14 protein-coding genes are annotated in these 17611 nt (G+C 62.2%); 10 read left to right on the forward strand and 4 right to left on the reverse strand.

Annotated features, from left to right (window positions below):
- Window positions 1–58: 58 nt before the first annotated feature.
- The 10 genes from D8U61_RS05800 to D8U61_RS05845 are packed head-to-tail and all read left to right on the forward strand — an operon-like array spanning window position 59 to window position 12017.
- Window positions 59–1450 (forward strand): undecaprenyl-phosphate glucose phosphotransferase, encoded by a 1392-nt coding sequence (locus D8U61_RS05800; protein ID WP_130926559.1) that lies wholly within the window; start codon window positions 59–61, stop codon window positions 1448–1450.
- 46 nt (window positions 1451–1496) lie between these two features.
- Entirely contained in the window at window positions 1497–2855 is a 1359-nt protein-coding gene (locus D8U61_RS05805) for a UDP-glucose/GDP-mannose dehydrogenase family protein (protein WP_125926776.1), read from the forward strand.
- Window positions 2852–3559: a WecB/TagA/CpsF family glycosyltransferase gene (locus D8U61_RS05810; protein ID WP_122746365.1), complete on the forward strand. Its 708-nt coding sequence runs from the start codon at window positions 2852–2854 to the stop codon at window positions 3557–3559. Before D8U61_RS05805 ends, D8U61_RS05810 begins: the two co-directional genes overlap by 4 nt.
- An 11-nt stretch (window positions 3560–3570) precedes the next feature.
- Complete coding sequence (locus tag D8U61_RS05815) at window positions 3571–4650, forward strand: glycosyltransferase (protein WP_130926560.1); 1080 nt, start codon at window positions 3571–3573, stop codon at window positions 4648–4650.
- A complete protein-coding gene (locus D8U61_RS05820) occupies window positions 4647–5753 on the forward strand; it encodes a glycosyltransferase (protein ID WP_130926561.1) in 1107 nt (368 codons plus the stop codon). The genes D8U61_RS05815 and D8U61_RS05820 overlap by 4 nt, the downstream gene beginning before the upstream one ends.
- Before the next feature lies 1 nt (window position 5754).
- On the forward strand, window positions 5755–7062 hold the full coding sequence (locus D8U61_RS05825; protein WP_110646539.1) for an O-antigen ligase family protein: 1308 nt from the start codon (window positions 5755–5757) through the stop codon (window positions 7060–7062).
- A complete protein-coding gene (locus D8U61_RS05830; RefSeq protein WP_125926779.1) occupies window positions 7056–7985 on the forward strand; it encodes a glycosyltransferase family 2 protein in 930 nt (309 codons plus the stop codon). Before D8U61_RS05825 ends, D8U61_RS05830 begins: the two co-directional genes overlap by 7 nt.
- A 17-nt stretch (window positions 7986–8002) precedes the next feature.
- Window positions 8003–9421 (forward strand): oligosaccharide flippase family protein, encoded by a 1419-nt coding sequence (locus D8U61_RS05835; RefSeq protein WP_130926562.1) that lies wholly within the window; start codon window positions 8003–8005, stop codon window positions 9419–9421.
- Between the two features lie 31 nt (window positions 9422–9452).
- Window positions 9453–10508 carry a UDP-glucose 4-epimerase GalE gene (gene galE / locus D8U61_RS05840; protein ID WP_130926563.1) on the forward strand — a complete coding sequence of 352 codons (1056 nt, stop codon included), beginning with the start codon at window positions 9453–9455 and terminating at the stop codon, window positions 10506–10508.
- A 30-nt stretch (window positions 10509–10538) separates the two neighbouring features.
- Window positions 10539–12017: a family 16 glycosylhydrolase gene (locus tag D8U61_RS05845; RefSeq protein WP_130926564.1), complete on the forward strand. Its 1479-nt coding sequence runs from the start codon at window positions 10539–10541 to the stop codon at window positions 12015–12017.
- Between the two features lie 8 nt (window positions 12018–12025).
- Here the strand turns inward: D8U61_RS05845 and D8U61_RS05850 are convergent, their stop codons facing one another.
- From D8U61_RS05850 to D8U61_RS05865, 4 genes are read right to left on the reverse strand one after another with little or no spacing between them, the layout of a single operon-like run.
- Window positions 12026–13786, reverse strand: coding sequence for an ABC transporter ATP-binding protein (locus tag D8U61_RS05850; RefSeq protein ID WP_130926565.1), 1761 nt, complete (start codon window positions 13784–13786; stop codon window positions 12026–12028).
- On the reverse strand, window positions 13783–14976 hold the full coding sequence (locus D8U61_RS05855; RefSeq protein ID WP_130926566.1) for a beta-glucosidase: 1194 nt from the start codon (window positions 14974–14976) through the stop codon (window positions 13783–13785). The genes D8U61_RS05850 and D8U61_RS05855 overlap by 4 nt, the downstream gene beginning before the upstream one ends.
- Window positions 14973–16145 carry a UDP-galactopyranose mutase gene (glf, locus tag D8U61_RS05860; RefSeq protein WP_130926567.1) on the reverse strand — a complete coding sequence of 391 codons (1173 nt, stop codon included), beginning with the start codon at window positions 16143–16145 and terminating at the stop codon, window positions 14973–14975. The genes D8U61_RS05855 and glf overlap by 4 nt, the downstream gene beginning before the upstream one ends.
- Complete coding sequence (locus D8U61_RS05865) at window positions 16133–17302, reverse strand: glycosyltransferase family 1 protein (RefSeq protein ID WP_130926568.1); 1170 nt, start codon at window positions 17300–17302, stop codon at window positions 16133–16135. Before D8U61_RS05865 ends, glf begins: the two co-directional genes overlap by 13 nt.
- Between the last annotated feature and the right edge of the window lie 309 nt (window positions 17303–17611).

Below are 17611 nucleotides of genomic sequence, written 5' to 3' on the forward strand. Positions count from 1 at the left end.
GCCGTGCCGCCCGGCAACAGCAAATCCTTCCCTGTTCGACGAATCGGAGATCGCGCCGATGACCTCGCAATATTCCGCGCAAATGGCACACCGTCGCGGCCTCACCTTCTGGGTGCAATGGCTGTGCGCAATGACCCTGGTCAACCTGTTGCTGATCGTGCTGGTGCGCTGGCGCATCGGCGAGTTGCCCAGTGAATATCGGCTGCTGATCATCCTCACGGTGCTTGGCTCGATGCCGGTCTACGGTCTGGTGCAGGTCTACCACAAGCGCCATGGTCTGCTGGTCGGGCTCGGACGTTTGCTCGCCGGCTGGCTGATTCTGCTCGGGCTGCTGATGAGCATCGCTTTCGTCACCCAGACCAGCGCGTTGTTCTCGCGGCAAGTGGTGATTGTCTGGGCCGTGGTGGGTTTTCTCGCCCAGGCGGCGACGTTTCTGCCGCTGCATCTGTTCGTGCGCATGTACACCAAAATGATTTGCAACGAGCGCCGCGCGGTGATCATCGGCACCTGCCCGACCGCCCATGAACTGGCGCGCAAACTGCTCGACCCGGATCGTGCGCTGCTGCTGGGTTTTGTCGCGGCGAAAGCCAACAGCGGCCCGGCGCCGAGCATCCTGCCGCTGCTCGGCGAGGTCGAGGACATTCGCGAAATCATCACGCGTTTGCAGGCGCGGCGGGTGTACATCGTGCTGCCGATGGCCGAGGCTGCGACCATCGAAGCGCTGTACATCAACCTCCTCGACATGAACGTCGACGTGGTGTGGATTCCGGATCTGGGCAGCATGGTCCTGCTCAATCATTCGATCTCCGAGATCGAGCGGATGCCGGCGATCTATCTCAACGAAAGCCTGCTCACTTCGCACCCCGGCAGCCTGTTCTGCAAGGACCTGTTCGAACGCAGCGTCGCCGCGGTGGCGCTGATTCTGCTCAGCCCGCTGCTGCTCGGCGTGGCCATTGCGGTCAAGCTGACCTCGCCGGGACCGGTGCTGTTCAAGCAGAACCGCCATGGCTGCGACGGCGAAGTGATCCGCGTGTGGAAATTCCGCTCAATGCGCGTGCACGACGATCAGCAAGTACGTCAGGCCACCCGCGACGACGACCGCGTCACACCGCTGGGACGCTTTCTGCGGCGCAGCTCGATCGATGAGCTGCCGCAGCTATTCAACGTGCTGTTCGGCCACATGGCGCTGGTCGGCCCGCGCCCCCACGCGGTCACCCACAACATCTATTACACCGGCAAGGTCCGCGCTTACATGGCGCGGCATCGGCTCAAGCCTGGCATCACCGGGCTGGCACAGATCACCGGGCATCGCGGCGAAACCGAGACCGTGGAAAAGATGCAGCGCCGGGTCGCCCAGGACCTCAATTACATCAATCAATGGTCGCTGTGGCTGGACATCAAGATCCTCCTGAAAACGCCCTTCACCCTGTTCTCGAAAAACATCTACTGACAGCGGCCAGCGCTCTGGCCCACCCCGCCACGCATGAGGTTTTCCCATGAATGTGAGTGTATTCGGTATCGGTTATGTCGGACTGGTCCAGGGCGCCGCGCTGGCCGAGGTCGGCCACAACGTGCTGTGTGTGGATGTCGACGCGGCCAAGGTGCAGGCCTTGAACGACGGCACTCTGCCCATCTACGAGCCGGGTCTGAAAAGCCTGGTGCGGGACAATCATCACAGCGGTCGCCTGCAATTCGGCAGCGATCTGGCCGCCGCCGTAAAGCATGGCGATGTGTTGCTGATCGCCGTCGGCACGCCGCCGGACGAGGACGGCTCGGCGGATCTCAAACATGTGCTCAGCGTCGCCCGCACCATCGGCGAGCACCTGCGCGGCGAGCAGATCATCGTCGACAAATCCACGGTGCCGGTGGGCACGGCGGATCGGGTGCGCGAATGCATCAGCGCCATCCTCGGCGAAAGCGGCCGCGCTGCATTGACCTTCGATGTGGTTTCCAACCCGGAATTTCTCAAGGAAGGTTGCGCGGTCGACGACTGCATGCGCCCCGACCGGATCATCATCGGCACCGACAGCCCGCGCGCCGAAGCGCTGATGCGTGAGCTCTACGAACCGTTCAATCGCAACCGCGAAAAAATCATCGTCATGGATGTGCGCAGCGCCGAGCTGACCAAGTACGCGGCCAACTGCATGCTCGCGACCAAGATCAGTTTCATGAACGAAATGGCCGGGCTCGCGGAAAAGCTTGGCGCCGACATCGAAATGGTCCGCCATGGCATCGGTTCGGATCCGCGCATCGGCTACCAGTTCATCTACCCCGGCATCGGTTATGGCGGTTCGTGTTTTCCCAAGGATGTGCGGGCGTTGATCCATGCCGCCCACGGCGTCGACATCGATGCGCGCCTGCTCCGCGCGGTGGAGTCACGCAACAACGAGCAGAAGAGCACGCTGTTCCACAAGATCGCTGAGCACTTCAACGGCGAGCTGGAGGGCAAAACCTTCGCGTTGTGGGGCCTGAGCTTCAAGCCCAACACCGACGACATGCGCGAAGCGCCCAGCCGCGTGTTGATGGAGGCGTTGTGGCGAGCAGGCGCCAATGTGCAGGCATTCGACCCTAAAGCCATGGAGCAGGCGCAGCAGCTTTACGGCCCGCGCGATGACCTGACGCTGGCCGGGACCAAAGAGGCGGCGCTGAAAAATGCCGACGCGCTGGTGATCGTCACCGAATGGCAATCGTTTCGCGCGCCGGACTTCGAACTGCTCGCCCGCCAGTTGAAAAATCCGTTGATCTTCGATGGCCGCAATCTGTTCGATCCGCAACGCCTCAGCGCACGCGGCTTCACCTACATCAGCGTCGGCCGGCCAACCTGCGCCGCCGAAACACAGGATCTCGCATCATGATCCGCCTGGAATTGCTCGACCGTTATTCGCCGGCCCTGCTGGAATCCAACCGGGCGTTCTCCTTTCTCAACTTCGCCTCGATCGGCAGTTTCATCCGCCAGCCGCCGCCGTCGCTGGCGTATTTCTGCGACGGCATGCTGATGTCCGGGTTCATGTCGCGCATCACCGGGCGCGCGGTGCAGCGGGTCAGTTTCGATTTCACCTCGATTGCCGATCCGGTGTTGCGCGAGTCCGAGCAGCGCGGCAAACGCGTCTACGTGGTCGGTGCGCGGCAGGCCGAGCTTGATCGTTTCGTTGACAAGCTCGGTATGCAGTACCCGCGCCTGCAACTGGTCGGCGCGCACAACGGTTACTTCGACGCCGAACAAGGTGCGGCAATTCAAGCTGACATCCGCCGACAGCGCACCAACCTGCTGCTGGTCGGCCTTGGCGCCGGTCTGCAGGAGCGCTTTATCCTCGAAGCACTGCGCGGTGGTTTCAGCGGCGTGGCGTTCACCTGCGGCGGTTTCATTCGTCAGGAGGCCAATGCCAGCGAGCGATACTACCCCGACGCTATCAATCGCCTGCACCTGCGCGCCTTTTACCGCATGTACCGCGAGCCGCACACGATCAAGCGTTACCTGCTCGACTACCCGAGCAATGCCCTGCGCCTGACCGAACTGATTCTGCGCCAGCAAGTGGCAATCAATGTCACTGCCCCATGAGGATTGTGCCGATGCATATTCTGTTCACGCTCAAGGATTACCAGACTGGCGGCGGCGTCGAGTGCGTGCAGCAACGCCTCGCCGAGCAGTTTCTGGCGGACGGACGGCGGGTGAGTTTTTTCGTCATGAACGGCGACTCGCCCAACGTCGACGGCGCGCCGAGCATGGCCGGTGGCGGCAGTGGGCTCGCGGGCTGGCTAAAGTCGATCGTGCTGTTGCGCCGGCTGATTCGCCGCGAAAGCGTGACGCACCTGATTGGCGCCAAGGAGCAGGCCAATCTCTGCACCTGGTTCGCCACCCTGGGCAGTCCCTGCAAAGTCATTTACACCCGCCACGCCGCGCTGGATTGCGCCGAGCAAAACACCGGGCGCGCCAGCCTGCGGCTGTTGTACGCGCTGTACCTGTGCGGCAGCGGCAAGGTGGTCGCGGTGTCCCACGGTCTGCGCCAGTCGCTTGCCGGGTTGATGCCGTGGGGGCGACCGCGTATTCGTTATTGCCCGAACGCAGTGATCAGCGAACAACTGATGCGTGCGGCACAAGCGCCGTTGCCCGGTGGTGTGCCCCATCATTACTGGCTGGGCATCGGCCGATTGGTGCACACCAAGGGCTTCGATCTGCTGCTCGACGCCTACGCGCTGGCGGCGCAACAACGCCCGCTGCCGTATCTGGTGATTGCCGGCGACGGCCCGTTGCGCACAGCGCTTGAAGCGCAGGCACAACGGCTGGGCATCGAACGCCTGGTGCATTTCACCGGGCATCTGCGCAATCCCTATCCGCTGATCCGCCATTCGCAACTGTTGGTGCTCAGCTCTTTGCACGAAGGCTTGCCGACGGTGCTGGTCGAGGCGCTGGCGCTGGGCACTCCGGTGATCTCCACCGATTGTGGCAGCGGGCCGCGCGAGTTGCTCGACGATGGACGCCTCGGGCGTTTGGTCGGTGTCAATGATGTGCCGGCCCTGACCGAGGCAATGCTCGACAGTCTGGCCAACCGCGAACCGGCAGCTCCAGCCCGACATTCAGTCAGCGAAGCGATCCTGCCCTATACCAGCCAGTACGCCGCCCAGGCCTATTACCAGGTATGGAACCGATGAAAAAGCTGCTGATCATCCTCCAGGACCTCGGCGCCGGTGGCGCGGAGAAAATGATGGTGCGCCTCGCCGGCGCCTTGGTTGAGGCCGGCAATGAAGTCACGCTGCTGATGCTCACCGGTGCCGGCATCAATCAACCGGCGCTCGACCCACGGGTCAGGCAAGTGTTGCTCGACAGCCCGCGCAGCGCCGCTGCCGTGCCCGCGCTGATGCGCTTTTTGCGCAGCAATCGCTACGACGCGCAACTGGCGGTGCTCACTCATGTCAACGTCGTGGCGATTGCCGCCGCCGCGTTGTCCGGTACCTTGGCGCGGCTGCATGTCAGCGAGCGCAATGCCTTTTCGCGGGACAAGCACGTCAACCCGGCCCTGTCGGTCAAGCTCGCCTACTGGCTGGCGCCGTGGCTGTACCGGCTGATTCCCAACCCGGTGATCTGCGTGTCGCAAGGCGTCGCCGAAGACCTGGTCGACACCACCATCGCCCGCCCGCGCGATGTGACGACCGCTGACAACCCGGTGCTCGACAACGATTTTCGCGACAAACCCGCCGCCGCGCCCAGCCATCCCTGGCTGAAGGACAAAACCACCCCGGTAATCGTCGCTGTAGGACGCCTGGCGCAACAAAAAGGCTTCGACACTCTGATCGACGCCTTCGCCCGCCTGCCACAAGGCGATGCGCGGCTGATCATCTTCGGCGAAGGCGCCTTGCGCGGCGAACTGCTGGCCCAGGCGGCAGCGCTCGGCGTCGCCGAGCGTTGTGATCTGCCGGGGTACGCCAGTGACCCCATCGCCGAAATCGCTCGGGCCGATTGCTTCGTCTTGTCGTCACGCTTCGAAGGCAGCCCAAACGCCCTGGTCGAAGCCCTGTCGACCGGCACGCCGGTCGTGGCGACCCGCTGCCCGTACGGCCCGCAGGAAATTCTCGCCGATGGTGCGGTCGCGCCCTTGGTCGAGGTGGACGATCCGGCCGCCCTCGCCGCCGCGATCAGTGCGCAAATGGCCACGCCGCGAGCCGTGCATCGCCAGCGCCGCATTGATGCTGCCGCGCGTTTTGTCAATGCTCGCGCGGTGCAGACCTACCTCAAGGCGTTACTCGGGAGGCGCTGAGATGAACCGCCTGCAAGTGCGTTACTCGACGCTGGCGGACGCCTTCACCCTGTTCGGTGTGCTGTTCTATACGCAAGTGATCGGCTTCTTTCTGCGCCTGGGTAATGTGAGCACGCTGGATGATGCCCAGCAGGATCTGGAAGGCAATCTGGCCAATCAGGTCTGCGGCTTGCTGACCTTGCTGGTGCCGCTGTTTTTCTTCATCCGGCACAAGGTCTTCCTCAGTAAAAGCTTCTACCGGCAGAACCTGTTCTTGCTGCTGTTTCTCGGCTGCGTGGCAGCGTCGATCAGTTGGTCGAGCGAGCCGATGCTCAGCTTCAAGCGTTTCGTCGCGCTGCTCAGTGTGGTGTTTTTCGCCGGTTTCATTGCCTGGCGCTACAGCCTGGAACGCATTGCGTTTCTGTTCGGCTGTGTGATCGGTGCGGCGGCGCTGGTCGGGTTGATCTTCGCCGTGATTCGCCCGGACATCGCCTTCATTTCCGGCGGCATTCGTGACGGTGCGTTTCGCGGGGTGTTCGCGGAAAAGAATGCCGGTGCACGCCTGAACGCTATTGCGATCCTGTTGCTGCTGCCGATGATCCGCCAGCGCAACCCAATGGCCATGCTCTACGGCCTGTTCGCGCTAATTGCCATTGGCCTGGCGCAGTCGGCCACGGCGATTGCGCTGATCGTCGCCGGCACCGCCAGTTACGCCTACTTCATCACGCTGATCCGCTTGCGCATCAACCGCTCACTGTTGGCTTTCACTGCGGCGACGCTGGTGTTCTTCCTTCTGTGTGGCGTGCTCTACGCCAACTACGCGATGCTGCTGGAACTGGTTGGCCGTGACCCGTCGCTGACCGACCGCACGCTGATCTGGGAACTGTTGCAACCGCTGATCGATGCGCAATTTCTCAAGGGCTACGGTTTCGGCGCGTTCTGGGCCAGTGCCGATGCAGATGCGTTCATTACGCGCTGGGGCTACATCGGCAACGCGCACAGCGGCTACGTCGAAACCCTGCTCAATGGCGGCCTGATTCAGTTGATCGCCCTGCTGCTGATGTTTGCCCAGACCCTGAGCAAGCGCTATCGCGCAATCACCGCAGATCAGTCCGCGCGCTATCAGGCCTGTGCGCTGGTGATCATCGGCCTGTTCGTCGTTACCAATTACGTCGCCTACGTGATCCCCAACTATCGCTCGGGTGAGTTCCTGATTTTCTGCGTGCTCAGCCTGACCTTCCGCCACCACCTCGTCGCCCGTCCGCAGCCGCTGCCAGCGGCGAATGCTCGGCCAATGCGCGGCACTTTCCGGGAACAACGCCCATGCTGAATGATCCCTACGCCGTCACCGTGTGCGTGGTGATTCCGCTGTACAACGCCGCCGCCAGCATCCAACGCACACTGGACTCGGTGTGCGCACAGACCCGCCTGCCGGACAAAGTCATTGTCGTCGATGATGGTTCCAGTGATGCCGGTCCAGAGATCGTCAAGCACTACGCCGCGCCCCTGCCCATCGTCCTGTTGCAGCAGCCCAACCAAGGCCCGGCCAGTGCGCGCAATCGCGGTGTGTTCAGTGCCGAGGAAACTTTCATTGCCTTCCTCGATGCCGATGACCGCTGGCATCCGGAGAAACTGCAAAAACAACTGGCGCTGCACGCGGAGTTGACCCGACAGGGACGCAAAGTCGGCTTGATCGATTGCTTTCAGATGAGTGAATTCAGCGACGGCAAACGCCAATTGGAGGACCGCTGCAAACACGGCGAGCACTTTGCCGACTTCATGCGCGAGAACATCATCAACGGCACCTCCGGCGTACTCGCCCTGCGCGAGATCATCGTCGCCATTGGCGGCTTCGATCAGAGCCTGCGCTTTGCCGAGGATCGCCTGCTGTGGACGCGCATCGCCGAAATCAGCGAGATCCACAGCGTGCCGCAGATCCTCCACTGGCGCGCCGTCAACGCCGCCAACATCACCGCGCAACCGCACAAGTATTACCCGCACAAGCTGCGCTTCATCCAGCTTTATCTGGCGCGTTACGGCACGCGGCTGGCCAAACAGCAACGGATCTATTTCGTCCTCGCCAACCACGCCGAATTTCTCAATGCGTTTTCCCGGCGCGGCGATCATCGACGGGTTATCGAGGTGTTCCGGCAGATGCTCGGGCATTCGTGGCAAACGCTGTTTTTCTCCCAGGGCAAACCGACCCTGCGCTACCTCTACGCCTGCTTGAAAAGCCTGGGCAACAGCCGCTGAATTACAGGGATCGCGCCATGGCCAACCGCCGCCTGATGACCCTCGTATGGATTTTCACCGAGAAGTTCGGCCTGATCTTTCTGTCGATGATTACCTTTGTCGTCTACGCGCATCTGCTGACGCCGACGGAGCTGGGCATCGGCACGCTGATCATCGCCGTGGTCGAAGTGGTCGGCATTCTATTCTCGTCGATGCTGGAAGACCCGCTGGTGCGCCTGCAACGTGTCGAGAACAAACACATCAGCAGCGTGTTCTGGTTTGCCGTGCTGGTCAGTCTGTTGTCGATTGCGTTGATTTCGCTGGCGGTGGTGCTGTATACGCCGTCCACCACGCTGCGCTGGATGACCGCCGTGGCCTCGGTAAAAATCCTCTTCACTCTGATGGCCCGAGTGTATGTCGCGCAGATGCGCCGCAGCGGCAATTTCAAGTTGCTGGCCTCGCGTACCTTGCTCGGCAAAGTCGCGGGCGGTGTCGGCGGTGTGGCTGTGGCGCTGCTGGGTTTCGGTCCGTGGGCGGTGGTCGCTCAGGCGCTGATCATGGACGGCATCTCCACACTGGTACTGATGCGCAGCGAGCGTCGGCGCATTCCCTTTCTTATCGACCGCCAAGTGCTGGGCGACGTTCTGCGCGCCGGTCTCCCGGTCTGTGTCAACGTGATGAGTTCGCAAACCCTGCAACGTGGCGTCAACCTGATTCTCGGTTTCACCGCTGGCGCCCATGCAGTGGGCATGTTCAACCTGGCGATGCGCATCATCGACCTGCCGCGCTCGGCAATCTACAACGGCTTGATGAGTTACGCCTTGCCGGTGTTCGCCCGCCGCAGTACCGAGCCTGCGCGGCTGATCGGGGTAATCGGCGATTCCACGGCAATCAGCGGTTTCGTACTGACACCGCTGTTCTTCGGCATCGCCCTGACTGCCAAAGACATCATCCTGCTGATCTTCGGCGCGAAATGGGCCGATGCGATTCCCTTGTTGCAAGTGCTCGCCTGCACGGCGGCGCTGGGCAATCTGGCCCTGTATGCAACCACCGCGCTGGTGGCGGTCAATCGCACGCACCTGACGCTCAAGGCCGAAGTTGCCACCACCCTGCTCGCGCTGGCGCTGGTGTATCTGCTCGGAGCGACCTACGGCGGCATGGCGGCGGCGCTGGCATTGCTGCTGCGCATGCTGCTGATCACGCCGCTGCAGGTACGCGGCCTGCACGCCGCCATCGGTTATGACTGGCGCTGCTTCTTTCAGTCCAGTTACCGCAGCCTGTTCGCCTCGCTGCTGATGGTCGTCGTGGTGATGTGGGCGTCGCGGCAAACCGGCCTGTCCGGCTACGCGCACCTGACCGGCGATATTGCCATCGGCGCGCTGACCTATGCCTTGGCCTACAGCCTGCTGCACCCGCGCTGGCCGCAAGAATTCAAGTTGGTGTTTACCGCCCGCTGAGCTGCATTTCCTCGCAATGGAGCACATCGTCATGCGCAAAACCACGTTGATCACGGGCGGTGCCGGCTACATCGGTTCGCACACGGCACTGCAATTGATCGAGTCCGGGCGCTCGGTCCTGATCCTCGACAACCTGTGCAACAGCAGCCGCGAGGCCATCGCACGGCTGGAGCTGTTGAGTCACTCGCACGTCGATTTCATCGAGGGCGATATCCGCGACGCCGCACTGCTGGACGAGATTTTCAGCACCTACGCAATTGATGCAGTGCTGCATTTCGCCGGCCTCAAAGCCGTTGCGCAGAGCGTGCGCCGCCCGATGGATTACTACGCCAACAATGTGTTCGGCACACTGAACCTGTGTCAGGCGATGGCCCGCGCCCACGTGTTCAATCTGGTGTTCAGTTCCTCGGCGACGGTGTACGGCGAGCCGGCCCGCATGCCCATCGTCGAAGACCACGGCACCGGCAAACCGGCCAATCCCTACGGGCGTTCCAAGCTGATGATCGAAGAATTGCTCAGCGACCTTGCCCTCGCTGATTCACGCTGGAACATTGCTGTACTGCGCTACTTCAACCCGATCGGCGCGCACCAGAGCGGGCTGATCGGCGAAGCGCCCAACGGTCGACCGAACAATCTGCTGCCGTGCCTCACCGAGGTTGCCAGCGGCCAGCGCGCTGCGTTGACCGTGTATGGCAACGACTATCCAACCGTCGACGGCACCTGCGTTCGCGATTACATCCATGTGCTGGATCTGGCCGAAGGTCATCTCAAGGCGCTACAGGTTTTGCAGGGCGACGAGCATGGCCTGCACGTGTGGAATCTCGGCAGCGGCAACGGCTACAGCGTGTTGCAGATCATCAGCGCCTTCGAGGACGTCACCGGCCTGCGTATTCCCTACCGCTTCGCCCCGCGCCGCGCCGGTGATGTCGCCGAGTGCCGCGCCGATGCGAGCAAGGCCGGGCGCGAACTGGGCTGGCGCGCGCAACGCGAGCTGACGCAAATGCTCATCGACAGCTGGCGCTGGCAGACTCACAACCCATGGGGCTACCGCCCGCAACCGGCGCCGCTGCTGGCGGTGGGCACTTGAACCGGGGCAAATCCACGTTAGGGAAGACTCATGAACAGATCACGATGGTTGCTGTTGGTTTTGCTAATGCTGAGCGCCGGCGTCAGGGCCAATATTCCCCAACCGGTGGCTGACGGACTGGTGCTGTGGCTGGACGGCAATGATCCGGCCTCGATGACACTGGAGGGGCAAAACCAGGTCGTGCGCTGGCTGGATAAGTCCGGCAAGGGCAATGACGTCGACATCGACAACCGCGCGGCGACGACTTTGCCGACGCGCTTCGACAACGCCCTCAACGGCCACGGCGTGGTGCGCTTCAGCGGCACGGCGGCATTCATGGGCCAGGCGATCCGCACAAGCAAAGGGCCGGTGACGGTGTTCGTTGTCTCGCGGCGCCTGCCCGAGCAAGCCGGCGGCAAGGCCTGGCAGCGCCTGTTCAGCTCGCGGCCGCAACTGGCGGATAACGATAACGTCGCACCGAATTTCGGCATCAGCGTGCAGCACACCACCGCGTACGAGCCGGCGCTGGCGTTGCTGGAAACCAGTGACGTGCCGATCGGCCCGTTCGCGGTGGCGCGCAACGTGGTTGGCACCTCGGAAATCCTCCGCGGCGACATTGCCGAAGTACTGGTTTATGACCGCCCATTCAGCAGCCAGGAAGAACGCCGCAATGTGTTCGAGTATCTGGCGCAAAAGTGGGCGGTCGCCATTCCGCAACAGGTGGATGCGTGGACTCGCGTCGGTCCGCTAGGCCCGACCCCGACGCACGTTACGCCCGACCTGCCGTTATCGGACCAGGCCAATGCCGGCGGTTGGAAACGCGATACGCGGCTGTCCGACGAATTCAACGGCAGCGCGCTCGATGCCGAACGCTGGCACGTCAACAACGCCACCGGCACCGATTCCCTCGGGCGCAAACCGGCGCTGTTTTTGCCGGAGAACGCCAAGCTCGGCAACGGCAATCTGAACATCACTTTCCGCAAACAGACCCTCCCGGAAAAATACGTAGCTCTGGGCTACAAGGATTACAGCTCGGCGATGGTGCGAACCAACGAACGGGGGATGTACGGCTATTACGAAGCCCGGGCGAAACCGATGAATTCCGCCGGCTCCAGTGCGTTCTGGCTGGCGTGGACCGGGCTGCCGGACAACGCCACGGAAATCGACATCTTCGAAATCGGCGGCAAGACCCGCAACGAAGCCTTTGATCGCCGGTACAACATGAACGCCCATGTCTGGGCCAGACCGCAAAATGATCAACACCTGAGCTCCGGCAGTACCTGGATCGCACCGTGGCGGCTGGCCAATACTTTTCATGTCTACGGCTTTGACTGGCAACCCGAGACTTTGCGCTGGTACGTCGACGGCGTGCTGGTGCGAGAGGCGAAAAACAACTACTGGCATTTCCCCATGCAAATCGTCTTCGACAGTGAAGCGATGTGGGACTGGTTCGGCGTGGTCGACGATGCTGATCTGCCGTCGGTGTTTCGCATCGACTACGTCAGGGTCTGGACGCGCTCAGCGCAATAGCAGCGCGTTCAACGGTTGTGCACCATCGCCTGCATCTGCCACAGCGTGCGGAACCGCCCTTGGCTTTCGCGCAGTTCTTCGGGAGTGCCGTCCTGGACGATCTCGCCGTCCTCCAGCACCAGCACCCGATCGAAGTTGGCGATGGTCGAGAGGCGGTGGGCCACGGCGAGTACCGTGCGGCCGCGCATCAGGTTGCTCAATGCGCGCTGGATGATCGCTTCGGAATCGGAATCAAGTGCCGAGGTCGCCTCGTCGAGAATCAGGATCGGTGCGTCTTTCAAAAACGCCCGCGCCAGCCCCAGGCGCTGGCGTTGCCCGCCGGACAACGTCACTCCCCGTTCACCCACCAGGGTGTGATAACCCTGCGGCAACGCCTGGATGAATTCATCGCAAAACGCCTGGCGCGCCGCATCGATGATCTGCTGCTCGGTAGCGTGCGGTTGGCCGTAGCCGATGTTTTCCAGAATGCTGCGATTGAACAGCGCCGGTTCTTGCGGCACCACAGCGATCTGCCGGCGCAGGCTGTCCTGGCTGACGGAGCGGATGTCGCGGTCGTCGATCAGGATCACCCCGCTGCGCACGTCATCCAGACGTTGCAGCAAACCGAGCAAGGTCGATTTTCCCGAGCCCGAGGTGCCGGCAATGCCGACGCTTTGCCCGGCCGGAATATCGAGAAAGAAATGCTCGAAGACCTTGCGCCCGTCCGGGTAGGCGTAACTGACGTCGAGCATTTTGATGTGCCCGCGCGTCGGCGCCAGTTCCTCCAAGGCGTCGCTGAGCTCGTGGGGCTGGGCGACGATGCCCAGGGTTTCGCTGATGACGCCCATCTGCTGGCTGGTTTCCACCAGGGCCAGCGCCAGTTCGCGCGATCCGTGCAGGATGCGGAAGGTCAACGCGCTGACCATCACCACATCCCCCGCCGTCACCTGTCCCGCTCCCCAGAGCAGAATCGCCCAGCCGAGCATGCCGCCGGCCATAACGGTCAGGCAGATGTCGTGCAGTACCCGGGCTTTTTCCATGTACATCCAGCTGCTGCGGTGCGAATCGGCCTCGATGCCGATCTCGCGCTCCAGGCGCAAGCGCTCGCGCTCCCGCCCGGAAAAAGCCTTGATCGTCCATACGTTGGAAACCAGATCGACAATTTCGCCACCGACCCGCGCCGACTGCGACGCGAACGCGATGTGCCGGCTGCGGCCGCGCACGCCGAATATGGTAATCAGCGCGGCGACGACTATCACGCAACCGACCAACGCCAGCGCCATCGCACCGTGCACCGCCAACAACAAGGCCACGGCACCGATGAAATCCACGCATGGCGGCACGATACGCCAGGTCAGCCCGCCATACACTTTGTCGGCAGCGGCACCGATCGCCGAGACGCGATTGGCCAGCGAACCGGAGAAATGCCGCCGGAAATAACGCATCGGGTGGCCGGTCAGATGATGGAACAGGTCGACGCGCAGATCCGCACAACTGCCGACGATGGTGTGGCAACCGACCCAACCGCCGAGGCGCCACAGCAGGTTTTCCATCACGATCAATGCCATGAACAGGCCGAACGCGTGCCAGACCTGTTCCGCCGCCGACCCGGCGGCCATGGCATCGACCAGCAGTTTCATGCCGTATTGCACCACTACCGCGCAGCACGCCGCGCCGATCACCAGTGCGACCATGGCGACGAAGTGCGCCGGGCGAATTCTTATGTAGCGCCATAGAAACGCGGCGGCTGACGCCGGCAACGGTTCATCACGCCTGCGCTGAAAGTTCATCTCCCCTGCCCCTCAACACGCCGGCCATTGACCCGGCGCAGACTTGCGGCAATCCGCTCGGGCACTTGCGCCAGCTCGACGTGCAGCGGATGAAACGCCGCGCGCTCGCCCTCGCCATCGGGATAGCCAAACACACCTGTGGGGCAATATCGGCCGTTATCCCAACCCGGATAATCGAGAAACGGGTACCAGCAAATCCCCTGCACCGGCACACCGCGTTCGAGCGCCAGCAGCGTCTGCTCGACGATGTATGCCAGCCACGGCAGGCGTTCATCATCTTCGGCACCGGTTTCGGCGATCAGCACTGGCCGCTGATAACGCTGGTGCAGTTCCTTGAGCATGCCCGACAACGGCCGGAAGTCGCGCTCGCCGCGAAGGATCCGTCGGCCGTGGAAATACCACTGGTTATGCGCATAGAAATTGGCGCCGACGATATCCAGGTAATGCTCCTGCCCACCCAGACCCGGCCATTCGCGGCCGGTGAGCAGATCCCACGCCTGAAATTGCGACAGCCGATAGGCCTCAGCGGCTTCGATATCGTCAGTGCGCCGGGAGCCGGCGATCACATGGATCAACGGATCGCACTGGACAAACCGCGCATTCGGGACCTGTTCGCGAATCGCTTCGATCGCAGCAATGCTCGCCCGCACCAGTTGATGCTTGAGCTCCTGCGCGCGCCCGCGTGCGTTCGGATTGAAATACGCCACCTCGCCTCCCGCCCAACTCCAGAAGGAAATCTCGTTGATCGGCGAGTAGAACGGAACGCTCACGCCCTCGTCGGCCATCAGCTTCGCTGCAGCAGCGGCGAAGCGGGCGAAACGCTCGACAAATGCCGGGCGCCAGATGTCCAGATCATCCGGGTAGCCGTAATGGCACAGATCCCAGACCACCTGCACTTGCTGCGCTTGTGCCGCTTTGAGCATCGGCAGAAAACTGCTCCAGTCATAGCGCCCGGGGCTGCGCTCGATCAGATGCCAGCGCAAGCCGTCGCGGGCGCAACGAATGTTCAACTCGCTTAGTCGCTGATAGTCCTTGGCGGCCCAGCGCGCATGCCCGGTGTCGGCCAGCAGATCCAGGCGCCGACCGTCCTGGCGGCGCTGGCTGGAACATTCGAAACCGGCCATGACGAAGCTGCTGAAGATCGAAGACGCATCTGCGCCGGGCTCGTCGCCTTTCGGCTGCGCGGTCATGAAGCATCGATCTCGGTTTCAGCGGTGGTTTCTGCCTGCGCCGCCTGAATATCCCGATACAAGGCCAGCGCCTGGCCCACCACCTGATCCATGTTGTAGTACTTGTAGGTACCCAGTCGCCCGAGAAACGTCACGTTCGGCGTCTGCTCGGCGAGCGCTCGATAGCGTTTGTACAGCTCGGCATTTTCTGTGCGCGGCACCGGGTAATACGGGTCGCCATCGTCACACGGATATTCGTAAGTGATGCTGGTGCACGGGTGCGTTTGCCCGGTCAGGTGTTTGTATTCAGTGATGCGCGTATACGGCACATCCGGGTGCGGATAATTCACCACCGCCACTGGCTGATAGTGTTCCTGCTCGAGGGTATGGTGTTCGAAGCGCAAGGACCGATAAGGCAAACGGCCCAACTGGAAATCGAAGTATTCGTCGATCGGGCCGCAGTAGATCAGATGCGCGTACTGCACCTCGTCGCGCACAGCCTTGAAATCGGCGCCGAGCAACAGATCGATGTTCGGGTGATCGAGCATGCGTTCGAACATTTGCGTGTAGCCGCCCGAGGGCATGATCTGGAAAGTGTCGGCGAAATAGCGGTCGTCTTCGCTGGTCCGCGTCGGAATGCGCGAAGTCACCGATTTATCCAGTGCCGAGGGATCCAGCCCCCACTGCTTGCGCGTGTATCCGCGAAAGAATTTTTCGTAGAGCTCACGGCCGATCTGATTGACCACGACGTCTTCGGAGGTGCGAATGGTCGCCACCGGTTCGGCGCGTTCGGCGAGAAACACTTCGGCTTCTTCGGAGGACATCGACAGGCCATAGAGCGAATTCAGCGTGGTCAGATTGATCGGAATCGGCACCAGCTTGCCGTCCACCTGCGCGAGCACGCGGTGTTCGTAGGGCCGCCATTCGGTGAAGCGTGACAGATAGTCGACGATCCGTTGCGCGTTGGTGTGAAAGATGTGCGGACCATAGCGGTGCACCAGTACCCCGGCCTCATCGTAATGGTCGTAGGCATTGCCGGCGATATGCGGGCGCCGGTCAATCAGCAACACCCGGCGGCCCAATCCTTCGGCCAGACGCTCGGCGATGACACTGCCGGCAAACCCGGCACCGACGATCAGGTAGTCATAGGCGTGGCCGGACTTGGCGCGCTCAAGGCTTATCGTAGGCATTCGATCTGCTCCTGCATGAAGCGGCTGGTGTTGTCCCACGACATGCCGGCGATCGCGGCATCGGCGCGCTGCAGAAATTCGATGGTGCCTTTGAGTGGCAAAGCTTTTTCGATGGCCTCGACGAAGGCCTCGGCAGTGTCGGCGATGAACACCGCGCCGCTCTCGCCGTAGCCGCTGATCACATCGTGAATCGGCGTCGACACCACTGGACAACCGCCAGCGAGGTATTCGGGAGTCTTGGTCGGGCTGATGTAACGCGTGGAGGCGTTGAGGGCGAACGGCATCAGTGCCACGTCCCAGCCAGCGAGGTAGTCCGGCAGCTCGGCATATTGCTTGCCGCCCAGATAATGAAGGTTCGGCCGTTGCGGCAGCGTCTGCGGATCGATCTTCACCACCGGACCGATCAGCACGATCTGCCAGTCGGGACGCATCGCCGCCACGCGGTCAATCAATTCGATATCGAAGCGTTCATCGATCACGCCGAAAAAGCCCAGGCGTGGCCGCGCTATGGTTGCTTGATCGGGCGGTTCCGGCAGTGCCTGCCGCGCCGCCGCGAAATGCGCGATGTCGACGCTGCTCGGTACCGGATAGGCATTACCGTGCTGGCGCTGCTTGACCTCCCACAGACTGAAGCCGCCGGTAAACACCACGTCAGCCCGGGCGAGCAGTTGCTGCTCCATGTCGATCAAGCGCGCCGGTGCGCCCATGAACGCCGACAGTTCATCCATGCAGTCATAGACGGTAACCCGAGCGTCGAGGTGCTCGGTAAACAGCAGGCTCATCGGCGTGAAATACCAAAGGAGCAGATCGCCCTGAACGCGCCCGGCGAGATGTTCATCGAGCAATTGCCTCTGCGCCTGCTCGATCGCCTCGCCACTCATGCCGATCGGCAATTGCGGCACCGCCACTTCTATTCCCGCCGCCGGATTCGAAAGCTCGAGTCTGGGCGTGGCGTCTTCGACAAATACCGGCTCTTCGAAAAACACCACGTCGTAGTGTCTGGCCAATCGCGACATGACGTGCTGCGGCCGTTGATAAACAAATCCCCAGCGCAGATGCGACAGGCACACCAACGTGGGTCGCACCTGAAGGGATGCTTCGACAGCATTTTGCGCGCTCGCCAGTGCAAGCGCCTCGGGTTGTTCTGCCAGGTTCATAGCCAGATCCTCATCAAAAAAAACAAGACGACTCAGTGCCGAGCCACCGGGCCGTCACACTTGTCGACACTGCAAGTGCAGGGCATTTCTCGATGAGGCCGTAAGGCTCTTGAAGGTTGGAATCGCGGCGGTCACACGACGTTCAGCCCAACCTTGAACACAGCCGATGAACTGCACATACCGGCTGGCAAACGAGGTTGAACTTGCCGATCAATCCAGCCCCTACCGTCCAGAACAACCATGGTTTTTGCCGCCGCACAGGCGCATCGAAACCATCTACGAAGCCATCGCCGATGGCGTCACTTGTGA

Origin of the sequence: Pseudomonas sp. Sample_14, from assembly GCF_004307515.1 — a bacterium.
Taxonomy (GTDB): domain Bacteria; phylum Pseudomonadota; class Gammaproteobacteria; order Pseudomonadales; family Pseudomonadaceae; genus Aquipseudomonas; species Aquipseudomonas atacamensis.